The organism is Streptomyces sp. yr375, assembly GCF_900110755.1.
GTDB lineage: Bacteria > Actinomycetota > Actinomycetes > Streptomycetales > Streptomycetaceae > Streptomyces.
In genome coordinates this window covers 90,170-110,239 of sequence record NZ_FOFF01000017.1, presented here as the reverse complement: position 1 = coordinate 110,239, position 20,070 = coordinate 90,170, and the positions used below count along the sequence as shown (strand labels likewise).

Annotated in this window: 18 protein-coding genes and 1 pseudogene; 11 read left to right on the top strand and 8 right to left on the bottom strand. The window is 70.8% G+C overall.

Annotated features, from left to right (window positions below; translation table 11 throughout):
- Window positions 1–109: 109 nt before the first annotated feature.
- From BMZ82_RS18975 to gndA, 3 genes are all read left to right on the top strand, one after another.
- A complete protein-coding gene (locus BMZ82_RS18975) occupies window positions 110–1,753 on the top strand; it encodes a cellulase family glycosylhydrolase (RefSeq protein WP_093777350.1) in 1,644 nt (547 codons plus the stop codon).
- A gap of 160 nt (window positions 1,754–1,913) precedes the next feature.
- The gene (locus BMZ82_RS18970) at window positions 1,914–2,420 is read left to right on the top strand and encodes a MarR family winged helix-turn-helix transcriptional regulator (protein ID WP_093777294.1); all 507 of its coding nucleotides are present in this window, start codon (window positions 1,914–1,916) and stop codon (window positions 2,418–2,420) included.
- A 163-nt stretch (window positions 2,421–2,583) separates the two neighbouring features.
- Entirely contained in the window at window positions 2,584–4,023 is a 1,440-nt protein-coding gene (gndA, locus tag BMZ82_RS18965) for an NADP-dependent phosphogluconate dehydrogenase (RefSeq protein WP_093777292.1), read from the top strand.
- A gap of 71 nt (window positions 4,024–4,094) precedes the next feature.
- Here gndA and BMZ82_RS18960 read toward each other — a convergent pair whose 3' ends face one another.
- The gene (locus tag BMZ82_RS18960; protein ID WP_093777290.1) at window positions 4,095–5,540 is read right to left on the bottom strand and encodes a glyceraldehyde-3-phosphate dehydrogenase; all 1,446 of its coding nucleotides are present in this window, start codon (window positions 5,538–5,540) and stop codon (window positions 4,095–4,097) included.
- 74 nt (window positions 5,541–5,614) lie between these two features.
- Window positions 5,615–7,099 carry an MFS transporter gene (locus BMZ82_RS18955; RefSeq protein ID WP_093777288.1) on the bottom strand — a complete coding sequence of 495 codons (1,485 nt, stop codon included), beginning with the start codon at window positions 7,097–7,099 and terminating at the stop codon, window positions 5,615–5,617.
- A gap of 102 nt (window positions 7,100–7,201) precedes the next feature.
- Between BMZ82_RS18955 and BMZ82_RS18950 the strand changes: the two genes are divergently transcribed.
- Both BMZ82_RS18950 and BMZ82_RS18945 read left to right on the top strand, forming a co-directional pair.
- Window positions 7,202–7,819 (top strand): MerR family transcriptional regulator, encoded by a 618-nt coding sequence (locus BMZ82_RS18950; RefSeq protein ID WP_093777286.1) that lies wholly within the window; start codon window positions 7,202–7,204, stop codon window positions 7,817–7,819.
- Window positions 7,820–8,071: 252 nt separating this feature from the next.
- The gene (locus BMZ82_RS18945; protein WP_093777284.1) at window positions 8,072–8,470 is read left to right on the top strand and encodes an SseB family protein; all 399 of its coding nucleotides are present in this window, start codon (window positions 8,072–8,074) and stop codon (window positions 8,468–8,470) included.
- Between the two features lie 21 nt (window positions 8,471–8,491).
- On the opposite strand, the gene BMZ82_RS18940 is transcribed toward BMZ82_RS18945, so the two are convergent.
- From BMZ82_RS18940 to BMZ82_RS18915, 6 genes are all read right to left on the bottom strand, one after another.
- Window positions 8,492–8,908: a MarR family winged helix-turn-helix transcriptional regulator gene (locus tag BMZ82_RS18940; RefSeq protein WP_093777282.1), complete on the bottom strand. Its 417-nt coding sequence runs from the start codon at window positions 8,906–8,908 to the stop codon at window positions 8,492–8,494.
- Window positions 8,909–8,973: 65 nt separating this feature from the next.
- Window positions 8,974–9,324: a VOC family protein gene (locus BMZ82_RS18935; protein ID WP_093777280.1), complete on the bottom strand. Its 351-nt coding sequence runs from the start codon at window positions 9,322–9,324 to the stop codon at window positions 8,974–8,976.
- A gap of 188 nt (window positions 9,325–9,512) precedes the next feature.
- Window positions 9,513–10,547 (bottom strand): LacI family DNA-binding transcriptional regulator, encoded by a 1,035-nt coding sequence (locus tag BMZ82_RS18930; RefSeq protein ID WP_093777278.1) that lies wholly within the window; start codon window positions 10,545–10,547, stop codon window positions 9,513–9,515.
- Window positions 10,544–11,449 (bottom strand): carbohydrate ABC transporter permease, encoded by a 906-nt coding sequence (locus BMZ82_RS18925; protein WP_093777276.1) that lies wholly within the window; start codon window positions 11,447–11,449, stop codon window positions 10,544–10,546. Before BMZ82_RS18925 ends, BMZ82_RS18930 begins: the two co-directional genes overlap by 4 nt.
- Window positions 11,446–12,372 carry a carbohydrate ABC transporter permease gene (locus tag BMZ82_RS18920; RefSeq protein ID WP_093777274.1) on the bottom strand — a complete coding sequence of 309 codons (927 nt, stop codon included), beginning with the start codon at window positions 12,370–12,372 and terminating at the stop codon, window positions 11,446–11,448. The genes BMZ82_RS18925 and BMZ82_RS18920 overlap by 4 nt, the downstream gene beginning before the upstream one ends.
- Window positions 12,369–13,688, bottom strand: a complete 1,320-nt coding sequence (locus BMZ82_RS18915) for an ABC transporter substrate-binding protein (protein ID WP_093777272.1) — start codon at window positions 13,686–13,688, stop codon at window positions 12,369–12,371. The genes BMZ82_RS18920 and BMZ82_RS18915 overlap by 4 nt, the downstream gene beginning before the upstream one ends.
- 161 nt (window positions 13,689–13,849) lie before the next feature.
- On the opposite strand from BMZ82_RS18915, the gene BMZ82_RS18910 reads away from it, so the two are divergent.
- The 6 genes and pseudogenes from BMZ82_RS18910 to crcB (BMZ82_RS18885) all read left to right on the top strand — a co-directional run bounded on the left by BMZ82_RS18910 (window position 13,850) and on the right by crcB (BMZ82_RS18885) (window position 20,029).
- Window positions 13,850–15,871, top strand: coding sequence for a beta-galactosidase (locus tag BMZ82_RS18910; protein ID WP_093777270.1), 2,022 nt, complete (start codon window positions 13,850–13,852; stop codon window positions 15,869–15,871).
- A 155-nt stretch (window positions 15,872–16,026) separates the two neighbouring features.
- Window positions 16,027–17,601, top strand: coding sequence for a glycoside hydrolase family 53 protein (locus BMZ82_RS18905; RefSeq protein ID WP_093777268.1), 1,575 nt, complete (start codon window positions 16,027–16,029; stop codon window positions 17,599–17,601).
- A gap of 161 nt (window positions 17,602–17,762) precedes the next feature.
- Window positions 17,763–18,731 (top strand): SMP-30/gluconolactonase/LRE family protein, encoded by a 969-nt coding sequence (locus BMZ82_RS18900; RefSeq protein WP_093777266.1) that lies wholly within the window; start codon window positions 17,763–17,765, stop codon window positions 18,729–18,731.
- Window positions 18,732–18,808: 77 nt separating this feature from the next.
- Entirely contained in the window at window positions 18,809–19,264 is a 456-nt protein-coding gene (crcB, locus tag BMZ82_RS18895; RefSeq protein ID WP_093777264.1) for a fluoride efflux transporter CrcB, read from the top strand.
- Window positions 19,261–19,667 (top strand): annotated as a pseudogene (locus BMZ82_RS18890) (DUF190 domain-containing protein). Before crcB (BMZ82_RS18895) ends, BMZ82_RS18890 begins: the two are co-directional and overlap by 4 nt.
- Entirely contained in the window at window positions 19,664–20,029 is a 366-nt protein-coding gene (crcB, locus tag BMZ82_RS18885; protein ID WP_093777262.1) for a fluoride efflux transporter CrcB, read from the top strand. Before BMZ82_RS18890 ends, crcB (BMZ82_RS18885) begins: the two are co-directional and overlap by 4 nt.
- Window positions 20,030–20,070 lie beyond the last annotated feature (41 nt).

Sequence of the window (20,070 nt, the reverse complement as noted above, 5' to 3'; positions counted from 1 at the left end):
AAGCACGACAAGCAGCACGACGAGCAGTTCGACACGAAGCACAGCAGCAGGAAGCGCGACCAGAGGTACGACGAGCGGCACCCCACGACCGCGCCCCTCGACCGCCCTGCTGGCCAGACTCGCCGCTCTGCTGGGCCTGTTGGCCCTCGTCGGCGCTCTCTGCCCGGCCGCCGCGCAGGCCCAGGGCGGGGTCCTGGCCGGGGCCTCGTCGCCGCGCGCCCTCGCCACCGGTCTCCACATCAGCGAGGGCCGGCTGGTCGAGGGCAACGGGAACGACTTCATCATGCGCGGCGTCAACCACGCCCACACCTGGTACCCGGGCCGGACGCAGCAGTCGCTGGCCGACATCAAGGCGATGGGCGCCAACACCGTGCGCGTCGTCCTCGCCGACGGCCACCGCTGGAGCGCCAACAGCGCCGCGGACGTGGCGAACGTCGTCGCCCAGTGCAAGGCCAACCGGCTGATCTGCGTACTGGAGGTGCACGACACCACCGGCTACGGCGAGGACAGCGCGGCCGGCACGCTCGACCAGGCGGCCGACTACTGGATCGGCCTGAAGGACGTGCTCGCCGGCCAGGAGAACTACATCATCGTGAACATCGGCAACGAGCCCTGGGGCAACACCAGCCCCGAGGGCTGGACCGATCCCACGATCGCCGCGATCAAGAAGCTGCGCACCGCCGGCTTCCAGCACACCATCATGGTGGACGCGCCCAACTGGGGACAGGACTGGCGGGGCGTCATGCGGGCCAACGCCCGGTCCGTGTACGCCGCCGACCCCACCGGCAACCTGATCTTCTCGATCCACATGTACAGCGTCTTCGACACCGCCACGGAGATCACCGACTACCTGAACGCCTTCGTCGACGCCAAACTCCCCCTCCTCATCGGCGAGTTCGGCGGCCCCGCCGACCAGTACGGCGACCCCGACGAGGACACCATGATGGCCGCCGCCCAGCAGCTCAGGCTCGGCTACCTGGCCTGGTCGTGGAGCGGCAACACCGACCCGATCCTCGATCTGACGCTCAACTTCGATCCCACGCAGCTCAGTTCGTGGGGTCAGCGCGTCTTCAACGGCGTCAATGGCATCGCCCAGACCGCCAAGGAAGCCACCGTCTACGGCGGCGCCACCCCGGGCGACACCCAGGCCCCGACCGCCCCCGGCACCCCGACCGCCGGTACCGTGACGGCCACCTCCGCCGCCCTCGCCTGGCCCGCCGCGACCGACAACGTCGGCGTCGCCGGCTACGACGTCGTACGGATCAGCGGGACCACCGAGACGGCCGTCGCCGCGTCCACCAGCAACGCCGCGACCGTCACCGGCCTGACGGCGAACACCGCGTACACCTTCGCCGTCTACGCCCGCGACGCCGCCGGGAACCGCTCCGCCCGCTCGGCCACGGTGAGCGTCACCACCGGCAGCGCGCCCGCCGTGGCCTGCTCCGTCGGCTATCGCGTCGTGGGGGAGTGGCAGGGCGGCTTCCAGGGCGAGATCGTCCTGCGCAACACCGGCACCTCCGTCATCAGCGGCTGGAAGCTCGGCTTCGCCTTCGCCGACGGTCAGACCGTCACCAACATGTGGGGCGGGACCGCCACGCAGACCGGCGGCACGGTGAGCGTGGCCCCCGCCTCCTACACCTCCACCATCCCCGCCGGCGGCTCGGTCACCGTCGGCTTCATCGGCAGCAAGAGCGCGGCCAACACCGCGCCGACGGCGTTCACGCTCAACGGCGGTGCCTGCACGATCAGTTGACGGAACGTCATATGACGTCGTGTCGACCGGCGGTGGTGGTGACGGGCGCACCACCGCCGCCGGTCGGGGGCCGGTACCCGTCGGGCGAGAGGGCGCGGAGGGGTTTTGCCGAGATATGGTTGAACCGTGAAGTAGATATCATGGTAGGTAATGTGTGCGCATGTCCACGACGCCCCGTTGGCTCAACTCCGACGAACGACGAGCCTGGCTGGCCTACGTCGACTTCTCCGTCCTCCTCGCCGACTACCTCAACCGGCAGTTGCGGCGCGACGCCGGGATGACGCACGCCGACTACAGCCTGCTGGCCTACCTCTCCCTGGAGTCGGACGGGACCCTGAGCATGTCGGAGCTCGCGGAGCGTCTGAAGATCACCCGCAGCCGGCTCACCCACGCGGTGAACCGGCTGCGCGAGGTCGGTCTCGTGGACCGCAGGGAGGACCCCACCGACGGCCGTGGCCAGCTCGCCTTCCTCACCGACGAGGGCAAGGCCCTGCTGGAGAAGGTCGCCCCCGGGCATGTGGAGGCCGTGCGCCGGGCGGTGTTCGACGCCCTCACCCCCGAGCAGGTGCACCAGCTCGCGGAGATCGGCGAGGCGATCAGCGATGCCCTGCACCGGGCCGAGAACGTCGGGTCCGACCCCGCCGGGCTGCCCTGGAGACGCAGATAGCGGCTGCCCGGTCCGCGGTGATCGGCGCGCGGAACAGGAGCGGAAAAAGGAGCGGAAAAGGAATCGGCGCGGTATCGAGAAGAACCGGCCGACGGTCCGTACCTGGTGGTACCGGGGGCCGCGCGCCCCTCCGACCACGGCACCGATCCTAGGGACGTACCTCGTGAACGCAACCGCCGCCATCGGCGTCACCGGCCTCGGCGTGATGGGCCGCAACCTCGCGCGCAACTTCGCCCGCAACGGTTACCCCGTCGCCGTCCACAACCGCACCGCCGGACGCACGCGCGCGCTCGTCGAGGAGTTCGGCCACGAGGGCACGTTCGTCCCCGCCGAGTCGGCCGCGGACTTCGTGGCCGCGCTCGAACGCCCCCGCCGGTTGATGATCATGGTGCAGGCGGGCGCGGTCACCGACGCGGTCATCGACGAGTTCGCCCCGCTCCTGGAGCCCGGCGACATGATCATCGACGGCGGCAACGCCCACTACGCCGACACCCGCCGCCGCGAGGAGGCCCTGCGCGAGCGCGGCCTGCACTTCGTCGGCGCCGGCGTCTCCGGCGGCGAGGAGGGCGCGCTGAACGGGCCGGCCGTCATGGTCGGCGGCTCCACGGAGTCGTACGACGTCCTGGGCCCCATGTTCGAGTCGATCAGTGCGAAGGTCGACGGCGAGCCGTGCGCCACGCACATCGGCACCGACGGCGCCGGACACTTCGTCAAGATGGTGCACAACGGCATCGAGTACGCCGACATGCAGCTCATCGCCGAGGCCTACGACCTGCTGCGCCAGGTGGCCGGCTACACCCCGGCCGAGATCGCCGACATCTTCCGCACCTGGAACGAGGGCCGGCTCGGCTCCTACCTGATCGAGATCACCGCCGAGGTCCTCGCCCACACCGACGCCGCCACCGGCGAGCCGTTCGTCGACGTCGTGACCGACGCCGCCGGCCAGAAGGGCACCGGCCGCTGGACCGTGCAGACCGCCCTGGACCTGGGCTCCCCGGTCACCGCCATCGCCCAGGCCACCTTCGCCCGCGCCGCCTCAGGACAGCGTGAACTGCGCGCCGCCTACGCGGGGTTGCCCGGCGGCACCACGCCCCCGCTGAGCCGCACCGAGGCCACCCGCTTCACCTCGCAGGTCGAGCACGCCCTGTACGCGTCGAAGGTCGTCGCCTACGACCAGGGCTGGAAGATGATCCAGGACGCGGCCGGCGAGTTCGGCTGGAAGATCGACCTCGGCGCGGTCGCCCGGATCTGGCGCGGCGGCTGCATCATCCGGGCCTCGTTCCTCGACCGGATCCGCGCCGCGTACGCCGCAGACCCGGAACTGGTCAGTCTGCTCGGCGAGATGGAGTTCGCCATGGAGATCACCGACGCGCAGGTGCCCTGGCGGGAGACCGTGGCCTCCGCCGCCCGCCGCGGCATCCCCGTCCCCGCCTTCTCCGCCGCGCTCGCCCACTACGACACCCTGCGCGCCGGCCGGCTGCCCGCCGCCCTCCTCCAGGGCCAGCGCGACTACTTCGGCGCCCACACCTACGGCCGTACCGACCGCCCGGGCGCTTTCCACACCCACTGGGCCGAGCCGGGCCGCCCCGAGACCTCGGCCTGACCGGCCCGGCACACAGGAGCGGGGCGCCCTCCGGTCGGGGGGCGCCCCATGCTTCCCGCGGTCAGCCGGTCTCAGACGCCCGTCGCCGGGTACGTCGGGTACTCCACCCCGGAGACGTGCTGGACGACGCGGACGACCTGGCAGGAGTAGCCGAACTCGTTGTCGTACCAGAGGTAGAGGATCGCGTTGTCGCCGTCGACCTTGGTGGCGCCGGCGTCGATGATCGAGGCGTGGCGCGAGCCGATGAAGTCCATGGAGACCGCGTCCGGCGCCGTGGTGAAGTCGATCTGGCGCTTGAGCGGCGAGGTCAGCGAGACCTCGCGCAGGTACTCGAGGACCTCCTCGCGGCTGGTCTCGCGCCCGAGGCGCAGACTGAGGATCGCGATCGACACGTCCGGCACCGGCACCCGGATCGAGCTGCCGGTGATCGGCGCCTTGAGGTCGGGCAGCGCCTTGGCGACGGCGGACGCGGCGCCCGTCTCGGTGATGACCATGTTCAGCGGCGCCGAACGGCCGCGCCGGTCCGCCTTGTGGTAGTTGTCCAGCAGGTTCTGGTCGTTGGTGAACGAGTGGACGGTCTCCACGTGGCCGCGCAGCACGCCGTACTCGTCCGCCATCGCCTTCAGCGGCGGGACGATCGCGTTGGTCGTGCAGGACGCGCAGGACAGGACCTGCTCGTCCTGCTTGATCGTGTCGTGGTTGACGCCGTGCACGATGTTCGGCACGTCGCCCTTGCCGGGCGCGGTCAGCACGACCTTGTCGATGCCCGGCCGCAGATGCTTCGAGAGCCCCTCGCGGTCGCGCCACTTGCCGGTGTTGTCGATCAGGATGGCGTTGTCGATGCCGTACGCCGTGTAGTCGACCTCGGTCGGGTCGTCGGCGTAGATCACCGTGATCTCGTTGCCGTTGGCGATGATCCTGCTGTTGGCCTCGTCGACCGTGATCGTGCCCTGGAACTGGCCGTGGACGGAGTCCCGGCGCAGCAGTGACGCCCGCTTGACGAGATCCTGCTCGCCGCCGCCGCGCACCACGATGGCGCGCAGCCGCAGGCCGTTGCCGGAGCCGGACTTCTCGATGAGCAGGCGGGCCACGAGCCGGCCGATGCGGCCGAAGCCGTACAGCACGACGTCGCGCGGCTCACAACGGTCGATCTTGTTCGCGCCGGTGGCGCCGGCCACGGCCTCGGCGGTGAACTCGACCACCGACAGACCGCGGTCGTCGGCCCGGTAGGTCGCGGCGAGCATGCCGATGTCGATCTGGGACGGCCCGAGGTCGAGCGTGGTGAGGGCCTGGAGGAAGGGCAGCGTCTCGGTGACCGAGAGCTCCTCGCCCGCGATCTGCCGGGCGAACCGGTGGGTCTTGAGGATGCTGACCACCGACCTGTTCACCAGGGAGCGGCTGTGCAGCAGGATCGTCACGTCCCGCTCGCGGTGCAGCTTCCCGATCATCGGGATCATCGACTCCGCGATCTCCTCGCGGTTCTTCCAGTTGGTGAACGAATCGTCGTTGAGCGTCACGGGCCTATCTTTCGAGCTAGGTGGCGCTCATATGCTAACCCCCTGGTTTTTCGATCATTCAAGCGGGCCCGCGCTCAGGTGTGCACGCGGCCGGGCTGCCCGCCCGCCGCGGCCTCCTCGGGTGCCTGCTGCCGGCGCGGGATGCCCAGGGCGCACAGCGCGCCGGCGAACACCACCGCGACGCCCACCCACACGGCGGGGTGCAGCCCGTCCACGAACTCCTGCGGCCCGCGCGTGCTGCCGTGCGCCACGAACACCGTGCTCAGTACGGCGATGCCGAGCGCGCCGCCGATCTCGCGGACCGTGCTGTTCGCGCCGGACGCCTTGCCCGCGTGCTCCTTGGCGACCGAGCCGAGCACGACCGCCGCCGTCGGCGCGAACACGAAGCCCATGCCGACACCGGCCACGATCATCGGGCCGACCAGCGACGCGTACGCCGTGTCGACGTCCGCGACCAGGTTGATCCAGCCCAGGCCGACGCCCTGGAGGAAGAGGCCGAGGGCCATCAGCCGGCCGCCGCCCACCTTGTCGGTGAGCAGACCGGCCACCGGGGCGACGAACATCGGCATCAGCGTCCACGCCAGGGTGCGCACACCGGCCTCCAGCGGGGTGCGCGACGGCACGATCTGGAGGTACTGGGCCAGCAGGAACAGCGAGCCGAACACGCCGAAGTACATGGCCGCCGACACGATGTTGGTGAGCGTGAAGGACCGCACCGCGTAGAAGGACAGCGGCAGCATCGGCTCCGGCACCCGGGCCTCCCACGCCACGAACCCGGCCAGCAGCACCACGCCCGCCAGGAACGTGCCCAGCACCTTCGCCGACGTCCAGCCGTCCGGCTCGCCGTGCACGATCGCCCACACCACCGCGCACAGACCGGCCGCCGCGAGCGCCATGCCGAGCAGGTCGAGGCGGACGCCGGGCAGCCTGCTCTCCCGCAGCGCGAACAGGACCAGCGGGATCGCGATCACACACACCGGAACGTTGATCCAGAAGATCCACCGCCAGTCCAGACCGTCGACCACCGCGCCGCCCACCACCGGGCCCATCGCCACGGCCAGACCGCTCACCCCGGACCACACGCCCAGCGCCATCCCGCGCAGCCGCTCCGGCACCGCCTGCGACAGCAGGGTCAGCGACAGCGGCATGACGGCCGCCGCGCCGAAGCCCTGGATCGTCCGGAAGGCGATCAACTGGGCGCTGGTGTCGGCCAGTCCGCAGCCGATGGAGGCCAGCGTGAACAGGGCGATGCCGACGACGAACACCCTCCGCCGCCCGAACCGGTCGCCGAGCGCGGCGCCGGTCATCAGCAGGCAGGCGAAGCTCAGCACATACGCGTTGACGAACCACTGCAGTTCCTGCGTGTCCGCCTTCAGGTCCACGGCCAGGGTGTGCAGAGCGGTGGAGACGACGAGGTTGTCGAGCGCGACCATGAACATCGGCACGCTCGCCGCGACGATCGCGAGCCAGAGGGGTATCCGGCGGCCCTCGGCCACGGGGGCGGGGGCGGCCGATTTGTCGAGGACCGGCGTCTTTGTGGTCCGGCGTGGGGTGGGCATGGCTGAGGTCCTTCTCTCCGGAGGCGCGAGGCAATATTGGATACCTCCACTATCCATGTTAGACAGTGCAGGTATCCAGTTTCCAGAGCGGAGTCGAACCGAATGCGCATCTCCGAACTGAGCCGCCGTAGTGGGGTCTCCGTGACGACGATCAAGTACTACCTTCGCGAGGGCCTGCTCCAGCCCGGCCGGCAGACGTCGGCCACCCAGGCCGAGTACGACGAGCAGCACCTGCGCCGGCTCCGCCTGATCCGCGCGCTGACCGGGGTGCGCGGGCTGTCCGTCAGCACCACCCGCGAGGTGCTGGACGCGCTCGCCGAGCACAGCGGCGACACCCACCGGCTGCTCGGCCTCGCCCTGGGCTCCCTGCGGGTGGCCGGGGAAGCCACCGAAGAGACCCCGGAGGCGGCCGAAGTGGGGGAGTTGGTCCAGGAGTTGGGCTGGCATGTGCACGAGTCGGCCCCCGCCCGCGCCACCCTCGCCGAGACCCTGTCCACGCTGCGCTCTCTCGGCGTCCCGCTGGACTGGCGCACCCTGCTGCCGTACGCGCACCTCGCCGAGCGCACCGCCGCCCTCGACCTCGACCAACTCGACGGCCTCACCGACCCGTTGGAGGTGGCCGAGCGCGCCCTGCTGCTGACCGTCCTGCTGGAACCCGCCCTGATGGCGCTCAGGCGCATGGCCCAGGAGAACGAGTCGGCCCACCGGCACGCTCCCTAGTCACCCAAGTCGCCGGTCGCCCAACATCAGGGAGGGACCCCGGCCCCGAAGCCGCCCCTCCGGGCCGGGCATGTCATGGACCTGCACCCGGCCGCTCGCCCGGCGCTCGGTGTCCGGCGTCCGGCGTCCGGCGGGACGACCGTCGTGGCACTGCCGCGGACCCGTCCGGCGCGAGCCCGACCCCCACCGGGGGATTGATCCTCCGCCGGTCGGGTACGCGAGGCCGGACCGCCGCTACCAGGGAGAGCTGCCATGGAGACACCCGCGAACAACCGCCCCGACAACCCCGCCGCGCTGGCGCTGGACGCGCTGGCCCGGGACACCGAGGACAGGGCGGCGCTGGACACGCTCGCGCACTGCGACGTCCTCGTGCCCGTGCCCGACGACGCCACCGACGAGGACGTCAGCGACCCGACCACGGTCGCCCTGCCCGTACTGGAGCAGTCAGGGGGCGCGCCCGTGGTGCCGGTGTTCACCTCCGAACCGGAGATGGCGGACCTGCTGCCGAACGTCGCCCGCTACCGTCTGGTGCCCCTCGGGGCGCTCGCCGCGCAGTGGCCGACCGGTGAGCTGTCCCTCGCCATCGACGCGGCCGGCGACCATCCGCTGACCCTCACCTCGGAAGGCGTCCGCACCCTGCTCGCCCGCTGAGCCCTGTTCCCGTGCGGCTTCCTAGGGGGTTTCCCGGCTGGTTTCCCGGGCGGTGCCCAGCATCCGGTCCAGGGCCGCCCGCTGGAGCGGGAGCACCTCCGTGTGCAGGTCGCGGCCCTTGCGGGTGAGGGCGACCCACACGCCGCGCCGGTCCTCCATGCAGACGGAACGCTCCACCAGGCCTTCCTTCTCCAGGCGGCCGATGAGGCGGGACAGCGCGCTCTGGCTGAGGTGCACCCGGCCGACGAGGTTCTGCACCCGGCAGTGGTCGCCCTCGCGGGGGGCCTCGGAGGCGAGGATGTCGAGCACCTCGAAGTCGCTCGCGCCGAGGCCGTGCGGATGCAGTGAGCGATCGATCTCGCACATCGTGCGGGCGTGCACGGACAGAATGTCCCGCCACCGCTCCTCGAGGCCCGCCCCGGCCGTCTTCGCTGCCATACCCGCACGGTAACACCGATCCGGCAGTCATTGACCGTGCAACTAGTGCGGGCGCAAGCAGTCTGTCAGGACGGGTCCTGGAGGAGCCCCACGAGGTTTCCGTCCGGGTCCTTCACGGAGGCGATCAGCCGGCCGTTGCCGACGTCGCGCACGTCCTGGAGCACCTCGGCGCCCGCCGCCACCAGCGCCGCGAGGCGCTCCCTGAGGTCGGTGACGTGCCAGAACGGCACCGGCCCGGTCATGCCCTGGGCGTGCCCGTTCGGGTCGAGGCCGACGTCCTGGCCGGCGGCCTTGTAGCCGACGTAGTAGGGCTCGTCCGCGTACGGCTCGACCTCCAGCAGCGCGCTGAACAGGGCCTTCGCCCGGACGACGTCCTTGACGGGGTAGATGATCGTCTGCAGCCCGGTGGTGGTCATGAGGGTCACTCCTCGCTGGTGCGTGGTCCGACGGGATCGCGTCGGTGGTTTCACGCTAAGCCGGGGAGGGGGCGGCCCGCTTCTCCGATCCTGACCGAAACGGAGGGGGAACGGGGGACGGGGAAAGGGGGCCGGTCGCTGGGACCGGCCCCCTTCATGCCCGAGGCACCCGAGGGACCTCGTGCGCCTCAGGTGGACTCGCGTTTCACCAGTTCCGTCGGGAGGATCACCGCCGCCGGGTCCTCGCCCCCGATCTGTGCGAGCAGCACCCGGACCATCTCGTTGCTGATCCGGTCCCAGGGCTGGCGGATCGTGGTGAGGGAGGGGCTGGCCGCGGTCGCCGCGGGGGAGTCGTCGAAGCCGCCGACCGAGACGTCCTGCGGGACCCGCCGGCCCGCCCGGTGCAGCGCCGTCAGCACGCCCTGCGCCATCAGGTCGGACGCCACGAACACCGCGTCCAGGTCCGGCACCCGGGCCAGCAGCCGCTCGGCGCCCGCCTCACCGCTGGCCCGGCTGTAGTCGCCGGAGACGACGAGCCGCTCGTCGTAGGCGACCTCCGCCTCGGCGAGCACCTCCCGGTACCCGGCGAGCCGCTCCACACCGCCGGGGGTGTCCAGCGGACCGGTGACCACACCGACGCGCTGGCGGCCCTGCGCCAGCAGATGCCGCACCATGTCCCGGGCGCCGTCCCGGTCGTCGGCGGCCACGTAACTCACCTTGGAACCGATCCCGATCGGCTTGCCGCACGCGACCAGCGGCACGCCCGCCTCGCGCAGTTCGGTGGCGATCGGGTCCCCGGAGTGGCTGGAGACCAGCAGCACCCCGTCGACATGCCCGGCGGTGATGTACCGCGTGATGCGCCGGCGTTCGTCCTCGGTGCTGGCCAGCATCAGCAGCAGGGGGATGTCGTGCGCGGCCAGCGCCTGCGTGCAACCGCGCAGCAGGACATTGAAGTTGGGGTCCTCGAAGAACCGTTCCTGAGGCTCCGTCAGCAGAAAGCCCACCGAGTCGGAGCGGCCGGTGATCAGCGAGCGGGCGTGCCGGTTGACGACGTAACCCGTCCTGCGGATGGCGGAGTTGACCGCCTCCGCCGCCGAAGGGCTGACGTAGTGCCCGCCGTTGAGCACGCGCGAGACGGTCCCCCGGGAGACCCCCGCCTCCCGTGCCACGTCGTGGATCGTCGGCGGTTTGCGCCTGCCCCCCGCAGCGTTGTTCATGGTCATGACTTTACGGCTCCGGACAGCAGATCCAGGCTCCAGAACCGCTGAATGACCAGGAACAGCGCCACCAGCGGGACGACCGCCAGGAACGCGCCGGTGATCACCAACGTGTACAGCGCCGGGGTGTTGGCGCCCTGTTCCAGGAGCGTGAACAGGCCGAGCGTGATCGGGAACTTCTCGTCGTCGCTGAGCATGATGTACGGCAGCAGGAAGTTGTTCCAGATCGCCACGAACTGGAACAGGAACACCGTCACCATGCCGGGCACCATCATCGGCAGCGCGATCCGCGTGAAGATCCGCCACTCGCTCGCCCCGTCCATCCGCCCGGCCTCCACCACGTCGCTCGGCACGGCCGCCGTCGCGTAGATGCGCGAGAGGTAGACGCCGTACGGGGAGAGGATCTGCGGCAGCAGCACCGACCAGTAGGAGTCCGTCAGGTCCGCCTGCGCCATCAGCAGGTACTGCGGGATGGCGAGGATGATCGGCGGCATCAGCACGCCCGCGAGCAGCACGTTGAACATCGCCTCGCGGCCCCGGAAGCGGTACGTCGCCAGCGCGTAGCCGCTGAACGCCGACACGCACGTCGACACCAGCGCGCCGAGCACCGCGTACAGGGCGGAGTTGCCCATCCACTGCCAGTAGATGCCGTCGCGGTAGGCGCCGAGGTCCGCGAGGTTGTCGGCGAAGCCGGTGCCCGGCAGGAAGGTGAAGGTGGAGAACAGCTCACTGCCGGACTTGGTGGACGCGATCACCACCCACGCCACCGGCAGCAGGCAGTAGACCGCGCCCAGCAGCAGCGTGATCGTCGGCACCAGCGCGATCCGGCTGCGCAGCGGCGGGCGGCGGTGGGCCGTGCCCGTGGCGCCGGCCGCGGCGGGGGTCTTGTGGACAGCGAGAGAACTCATCGGGCCGCCTCCTGCTTGTTACGACGGTTCGCGGCGCGCAGGAACCCGAAGGACAGCACCAGCGTGGCGATCGCGATGAGCACGGCCTCGGCCGCCGCCTGGTAGATGTCACCGGTGCCGAACGCGTCCCGGTACACCTTCATCAGCGGACTCCAGGTCGTGGACACGGAGTTGGTGAGCGGCTTCAGCGTGGTCGGCTCGCTGAACACCTGGAGCGTCGCGATGATCGAGAAGAAGAAGGTCAGCACCAGCGAGGACGCCACCATCGGGATCTTGATCCGCAGCGCGATCTGCAGCGGGGTGGCGCCGTCCAGCTTCGCCGCCTCGTACACCTCGGCCGGAATGGCCTGCAACGAGGTGTAGATGACGATCATGTTGAAGCCGGTGCCGCCCCAGACCGCGATGTTCGACAGGGCGAGGTACAGCGGACCGCCGTCCAGCAGGTCCGGCTGCGGCAGGCCGAGCCGCTCGAGCACGTAGTAGAAGGGGCTGACGTCCGGCAGGTACAGGAAGCCCCACAGCAGCGCCGCGACCACGCCGGGGATGGCGTACGGCAGGAAGATCGCGAGCCGGGTGAAGGGGGCGAGCCGCACCTTGTCGGAGTCCAGCATCAGCGCGAACAGCAGCGCCACGCCCAGCATCAGGGGGATGACGATGCAGCCGTACCCGAGGACGCGCAGCGTGCCGTCGAGCAGCTCGCTGTCGGTGAGGGCGTCGGTGTAGTTCTCGATGCCGGCCCAGACCTCCTTCCGCGCACCCGACCCCAGGCCGAGGCCGGAGACGTGCACCTTGTGGAGGCTGAGCCACACCGCGTACCCGATGGGCAGCGCGAAGAACAGGGCGAACAGGATCGTCGCGGGAAGGAGGAAGGCGTACGGGGCCCCCTTGACCCCGTACGACGTCCGGCGGGGTGCGGTGGTCACTCGGAGACCTCGAAGCCCTGCTTCTTCATGTCGGCGACGGTGGCCGACTGCATCTTCGCCAGGGCGGCGGAGAAGTCCGACTTGTCCTTGGCGGCGGCGCCGAACGCGTCCTTGAAGGTCGTGTAGGCGACGTTCACGTTCGGGCCCCAGGCCGCCGGCGCCGTGGTCTTCGCGATCTTCGCGGCGGTGGTGTAGAAGTCCGGCTGGTTGGAGAAGAAGGCCGGCGGGGTGGTGAAGGCGCCGCTGAGCTGGGCGGAGCTGGAGGCCGGGTAGATGCCGCTCTCCTTGGCCAGCGCGTTCAGGGCGTCGCCGTCGGTGTTGAGCCAGGCGGCGAACTTGGCGGCGGCCTCCTTGTGCTTGGAGTCCGTCGTCACGGCCGTGGAGGAACCGCCCCAACTGCCCGTCACGTTCTTGGCGTTGGACCACTGGGGGAGCGGGGCCATGGCCCACTTGCCCTTCGTGTCGGGCGCGGCGGTGGTCAGCGTGCCCGGGGCCCACACGGCGGAGACCCAGGCGATCTGCTTGCCGGTGTTGAGCGCCTTGTTCCACGCCGGGGTGTACATCGGCTGGTTGTCGACGGCGCCCTCCTTGACGAGGCCGCCCCAGAAGTCGGCGACCTTCCTGGTGGCCGCGTCGTCGATGCCGACCTTCCACTTGTCGCCGGCGGTGGTCCACCACTGGGCGCCGGCCTGCTGGGCGAGGCCCGCGAAGAGACCGGAGTCGTTGGCGGAGAACGTGGTGAGGTCGGTGTCCGGGGCCTTCTCCTTCAGCGCGCGGGCGGTCGCCGCGAACTGCTCCCAGGTCGCCGGGACCGTCAGGCCGTACTTCTTGAAGAGGTCCGCGCGGTAGTAGAACATCATCGGGCCGATGTCCTGCGGCACCGCGTACACGGCGTCCGTGCCCAGCGTCGTCTGCTGCCAGACACCGTCGGCGAACTTGCCCTTGGCGTCCCCGACGTTCTTCGCTATGTCCGCCAGCGCGTCATTGCTGACCAGCGTCGGCAGCGCCTGGTACTCGGCCTGGACCAGGTCCGGCGCCTTGCCCGCCTTGTGCGCGGTGAGGATCTTGGTGACCAGCGTGTCGCCGGACGCCTGCTTCTTCACCGTGACGGAGATCTGGTCCTTCTTGCCCGGGCCCTTGTTCCACAGGTCCACGACCTTGTCCATGCCGGGCGCCCACGTCCAGTACGTGAGCGAGACCGGACCGGACGCGGCGTCGCTGTCGTCGCCGGACGAGCCGCAGCCCGCGAGGGCGGTGCTGCCGAGGGCGACGGCGACGACGGATGTCACGAGGCGGCGGCGCTTCGTGTTGGGCATGGATCTCTCCCCTGACCTGGGTTCTGACGTCTGTGAGCGTTCACAGTAGAGAAACATCCCGGACACTTGTCAATGGTTGTTGCTGTGCGGTTATGTTGGGCTCGCACCGCCAGTTGGATGTGTGCACGTTCCCAAATGTTCGATCAAAGCGGGAGAGATCCATGCCGGAGACCACGCCCACGGGCCTCACCAGGCTCGCGTTCGGCGGGGACTACAACCCCGAGCAGTGGCCGGAAACCGTCTGGCAGGACGACGTGCGGCTGATGCGGGAGGCCGGCGTCACCATGGTGAGCGTCGGGATCTTCTCCTGGGCCCTGCTGGAGCCCGCGCCCGGGGTGTACGACTTCGGCTGGCTGGACCGGATCATCGACCTGCTGCACGCGAACGGCATCCGCGTCGACCTCGGCACCCCGACCGTCTGCCCACCGGTCTGGTTCTACCGCGACCACCCGGACGCGCTGCCCGTGACCCCCGAGGGCGTGCGCTACGAGTTCGGCTCCCGCGCCGCGATCTGCCATAGCAACGCCCACTACCGCGCGGCGGCGGCGAACATCACCACCCGGCTCGCCGAGCGCTACGGCGACCACCCGGCGCTCGCGATGTGGCACGTGCACAACGAGTACGGCGTCCCCGTCTCCGCCTGCTACTGCGACTCCTGCGCCGCCCACTTCCGCCGCTGGCTCGCGACGACGTACGGCACGGTCGAGGCGGTCAACGAGGCCTGGGGCACCGCCTTCTGGGGCCAGCGCTACGCGAGCCTCGACGACGTCAACCCGCCGCGCGCCACCCCGACCGTCGGCAACCCGGGCCAGGCGCTGGACTACAAGCGGTTCGCCGACGCGACCATGCGCGAGAACTTCGTGACGGAGCGGGACATCCTGCACCGCCTCGCGCCGGGCCTGCCGGTCACCACCAACTTCATGACCGCCCTCAGCCAGTGCGACTCGGTCGACTACTGGGCCTGGGGCCGCGAGGTCGACATCGTCACCAACGACCACTACCTGATCACCGACGGCCGCCGCACCCACGTCAACCTCGCGATGGCCGCCGACCTCACCCGCTCGGTCGGCGCGGGCGCGCCCTGGATCCTCCTCGAACACTCCACCTCGGGCGTCAACTGGCAGCCCCGCAACCCCGCCAAGGCCCCCGGCCAGATGGCCCGCAACTCCCTCGCGCACGTGGCCCGCGGCTCCGAGGGCGCCATGTTCTTCCAGTGGCGGCAGTCCCGGCGCGGCGCGGAGAAGTTCCACTCGGCGATGCTCCCGCACGGCGGCACCGGCACGCGCGTGTGGCGCGAGGTCGTCGAACTCGGCACGTCCCTCGACTCCCTGTCCGCGATCCGCGGCACCCGCACCGAGGCCGACGTGGCGATGCTGTGGGACTGGAACTCCTGGTGGGCGCAGAACCTCGCCTGGCGCCCCAGCGAGGACGCCGACCCGCGCGAGCGCGCCGACGCCTTCTACGAGGTCCTCTACGACCGCCACCTCACCGTCGACTTCGCCCACCCCGAGGCCGACCTGTCGAGGTACCCGCTGGTCGTGGTGCCCGCGCTGTACCTGATGACCGAGGCCGCCGGGAACAACCTCAAGGAGTACGTCGAGAACGGCGGCACCCTCGTCGTGTCGTACTTCTCCGGCATCGTCGACGAGCACGACGCCGTCCACGAGGGGGCCTACCCCGGCGCGCTGCGGGACGTCCTCGGCCTCACGGTCGAGGAGTTCTCCCCGCTGCTCCAGGGCGAGAGCGTGCGCGTCACCGGCCCCGACGGCTCCGAGCTCGCCGGCGACGTGTGGACGGAGTTCGTGGTGCCGCAGGGCGCGGAGCCCGTCTGGACGTACGCCGACGGCCTCACCGCGGGACACCCGGCCGTCACCCGCCACCGCCTCGGCGAGGGCACCGCCTGGTACGTCTCCACCCGCCTCGGCCACGAGGGCCTGGACGCCCTGCTCGGCTGGGCCGCCGAGGACGCGGCGATCGCCCCGCGCGCCGACCTGCCCCACGACGTCGAGGTCGTGCGCCGCACCGGCGCGAGCGGCAGCTACCTCTTCGTCGTCAACCACACCGCCACCGACGCCAAGGTGCCGCTGGGGACCCCCGGCACCGAACTGCTGACGGGCGAACCCGCCGCCGGCCGCCTCGCGGTCCCGGCGGGAGCCGTACGGGTCGTACGACTCGACGGCTGAGCCGACTCCCCCTTCGCCCGTGGAGCCGCGAGCCGCGGGCGGAGGGGGTCCTCCCCCACCGGGAGAACCCACCGGGAGAACCCACCAGGAGGACCCTCCGGGATCTCACGGGGAACCCCCCCATCCCCATCACGTCGAAGGGACGACGGACGACGATGTTCCATCCCAGACGCACTGTGACCAGGCGCACTCTGAGGGCCCTGCTGCTGCCGCTCGCCGCGGGGCTCGCCCTCACCGCCCTGCCGGCCCAGACCGCGACGGCGGCGAGCACGCTCACCAACGCCGGCTTCGAGACCGACGGCACCGGCGCGGCCTCCCCCAACGGCTGGACCGAATACGGCGACACCGGCGCGAGCTTCGTCGAGTCCGGTGGACACGGCGGCAGTTACCGGCTGTCGCACTGGGCGTCCACCGCCTACAAGGTGGAGACGTACCAGTACCTCTCGGGTCTGACCAACGGCAGCTACAAGCTGACCGCGTGGGTCCGCTCCGGCGGCGGCCAGAACGCGGCCTACATAGCCCTCAAGGGCTGCGGCGGCACCGACCAGCGCACCGACCTCCCGGTCTCGTCCAGTGGCTGGGTCCACATCGTCACGCCGGTCAATGTGACGAACGGTCAGTGCACCATCAGCATCAACAGCGACGCGAACGCCGGCAACTGGATCAATGTCGACGACCTGGCCTTCACGTCCGGCACGACCGGACTGGCGATCAAGGGATCCGACATCTCCTCCCTCGCCAAGAGCGAGGCCAAGGGCGGCGTCTACAAGACGAGTTCGGGCACCACCGGCGACGCGGTCACCATCCTGAAGAACGCCGGCATGAACTACGCGCGCCTGAAGGTCTGGGTCGACCCGGCCGACGGCTACAACAACAAGACGCGCGTCCTCGCCATGGCCAAGCGCGTCAAGGCCGCCGGCATGAAGCTGCTGGTCGACTTCCACTACTCGGACACCTGGGCCGACCCGGGCGCCCAGTCCAAGCCGGCCGCCTGGTCGGGCCACTCGTACAGCCAACTCAAAACCGACGTGTACAACCACACGTACGACGTGTTGAACGCGTTGAAGGCTCAAGGCACCACCGCCGACATGGTCCAGGTGGGCAATGAGATCAACGGCGGCATGATGTGGTCCGAGGGCTCCACCGACAACTGGGGCCAACTGGCCGGGCTGCTCAACTCCGGCTACGACGCCGTCAAGGCGGTCGACTCGTCCACCACCGTCGCCCTGCACCTCGCCAAGGGCGGCGACCTGACCGGCACCCGCTGGTGGTTCGACAGCGCGCTCTCCAACGGCGTGAAGTTCGACGCGATCGGCCTGTCGTACTACGGCTACTGGCACGGCACCCTCGCCGACTTCCAGACCACCCTGGACGACGCCGCCGCCCGCTACGCCAAGCCGGTGTTCGTCGCCGAGACGGCCTACCCCTTCCGGCTCGACAGCGACGACTCGCTCACCAACCAGATCGACCTGTCCTCCGAACTCGTCACCGGCTACCCGGCCACCGCCGCGGGCCAGTTGGCGTGGATGAACGCCGTCGCGAACATCGTCGAGGCCGTCCCGAACGGCCGCGGTCTGGGCATCTTCTACTGGGAGGCGACCTGGACGGCCGTCACCGGCAACGGCTGGGACCCGGCCGACGCCGCCTCCGGCAACGGCTGGGAGAACCAGGCCCTGTTCGGCTACGACGACAAGGCCCTGTCCTCGATGGCGTGGTTCAGCCACCGCTGATCCCGCCACCCGACCCGACGCGTGGAGAGGGGGCCCGGCCGCAGCCCGCGGCCGGGCCCCCGCCCGTTCGGAAAAGCCCTGCAAAAGACCACGAAAACGACCCACCCACGCCACGTCTGCCTGCGAGGATGGCCGCCTCCCGAAGGAAGGGCGGACCTCATATGGACCGTCGGACGCCTCTCGTCCCCCTCAGGTACATCACACTCCCCGGGCACGGCCCGGAAGACGTCGTCGCCGACCCGAGAGGGCGGGTACTGACCGGGGTGGCGGACGGGAGGATCCTGCGGATCGACGGTCTGGAGGACCCGCCCGCCGCCCGGGTCGAGCACATCGGCGAGATCGGCGGCCGCCCGCTCGGCCTCGAACTCCTCCCGGACGGCGACCTGTTGGTGTGCTGCGCCGACGGCGCGCTGCTGCGCCTGGACCCCGACGGCGGCACCTGCAAGGTCCGCGTCCTGACCGACTCGGCGGCGGGGGAGCGGCTGCGGTTCTGCAGCAACGCCGTCGCCCTGCCCGACGGCACCGTGTACTTCACCGTCTCCAGCCGGGTCCACCCGCTGCGGGACTGGCTCGGCGACATCGTCGAACACGGCGGCACCGGACGCCTGCTGCGCCTCGCCCCCGGCGCCCGCGAGGCCGAAGTCGCCCTGGAAGGACTCCAGTTCGCCAACGGCCTGGCCCGCAGCGCCGACGACTCCTGCCTGATCGTCGCCGAGACCGGCGCCCGCCGCCTCACCCGCTACCGGCTCACCGGCCCCCGCGCCGGACAGGCCGAACCCCTCGTCGAGAACCTGCCCGGCTTCCCGGACAACCTGTGGCGCGGCGCGCCCGACGGCCCCGTCTGGGTCGCCCTGGCCGGCCCGCGCGTGCCACCCCTCGACCTCCTGCACCGCGCCGCCCCCGCCGTACGCCGCCGCGCCGCCCGGGTGGCCCTGAGGGCGCCCTACCGTCCCGCCGCCCGGGCCGGCGTGCTCGCGGTCGACGACGACGGCCAAGTCCTGCACCACCTCACCCGCCGCCGCTCCGGATTCCGCATGGTCACCAGCGTCTGCGAGACCGGCGGCAAGCTGGTCCTGGGCAGCCTCTGGGAGCGGGGCATCGCGGTCTGCGAGGCGCCCGTCACCAAATGAGGCGGCGCTAGGCTGGTGCCCGGCCGTGATCACCCCGACGACACGGGGTCGTCCCGGCCGGGCAGGAGACGTACGACATGACAACTCCGGAGGCGGGCAGCCTCCGTACCGGCGTACCGCGGCGCACCACCGGGGCCGGTCAGCTCCCGGTGGTCGCCGTCGTGGCGGTCGGCGGCGGGATCGGCGCCGCCGCCCGCTACGCGGCCTCGCTGTGGTGGCCCACGCACAGCGGCGGCTTCCCCTGGACGACCTTCTGGGTGAACGTCGTCGGCTGCGCCGTGATCGGCGTCTTCCTGGTCCTCGTCACCGAGGCCCTGACCGTCCACCGGCTGGTGCGCCCCTTCTTCGGCACCGGCATCCTCGGCGGCTTCACCACCTTCTCCACGTACACCGTGGACATCCAGCGCCTCGTCGACGCCGGCCGCCCCGGCACGGCCCTGGCCTATCTCGCCGCGACCCTGTGCGCGGCGCTCACGGCGGTGTGGCTCGCGGCCACCGCGACCCGCCGCGCTCTCCAGTGGAGGCTGCGATGACGCGACTCACCGGCAGCGCCCTGCGGCTGACCGTCTTCGTCGGCGAGAACGACACCTGGCACCGCAAGCCCCTCTACACGGAGATCGTGCACCGCGCGCACACACGGCGGGTCTGGCCGGCGCCAGCGTGTTCCGGGGCATCGAGGGCTTCGGCGCGTCGTCCCGCATCCACACCTCCCGGCTGCTCTCGCTCAGCGAGGACCTGCCGGTGGCGATCGTCGTCGTGGACACCGAGGAGCGGGTACGGGCCTTCCTCCCGCAGCTCGACGAACTCGTCACGGAGGGGATGGTCACCCTCGACCCGTGCGAGGTCATCAGGTACGTCGGCCGGGTCGAGAAGCCGGCCCAGGGCCGCCACGGAGACCAGGGCGATTCGGACACGAAGGGTAAGAAGTCGTTGTGAACTGGCTGGTGGTCGTCGTCGGCGGCATGATCGGCGCCCCGCTGCGCTACCTGACCGACCGCACGGTGCAGGCGCGGCACGACTCGGTCTTCCCCTGGGGCACCTTCGTCGTCAACATCACCGGCTGCCTCATCCTCGGCACCCTGACCGGCGCCGCCGACATCACCCCCGACCTGCGATTGTTCCTGGGAACGGGGCTGTGCGGGGCCCTGACGACGTACTCCACGTTCTCGTACGAGACACTCCGGCTGACCGAGACCGGCGCGGGCCTCTACGCCGCCGCCAACGCCGCCGCGAGCGTGGTCGTCGGCCTCGGGGCCGCGTTCGCCGGGGTCGCGATAGGCCAGACGGTGTGGGCGTAGACCCCTTAACCGGCTGAGGGCCTGGTAGGACTGTCTACGAC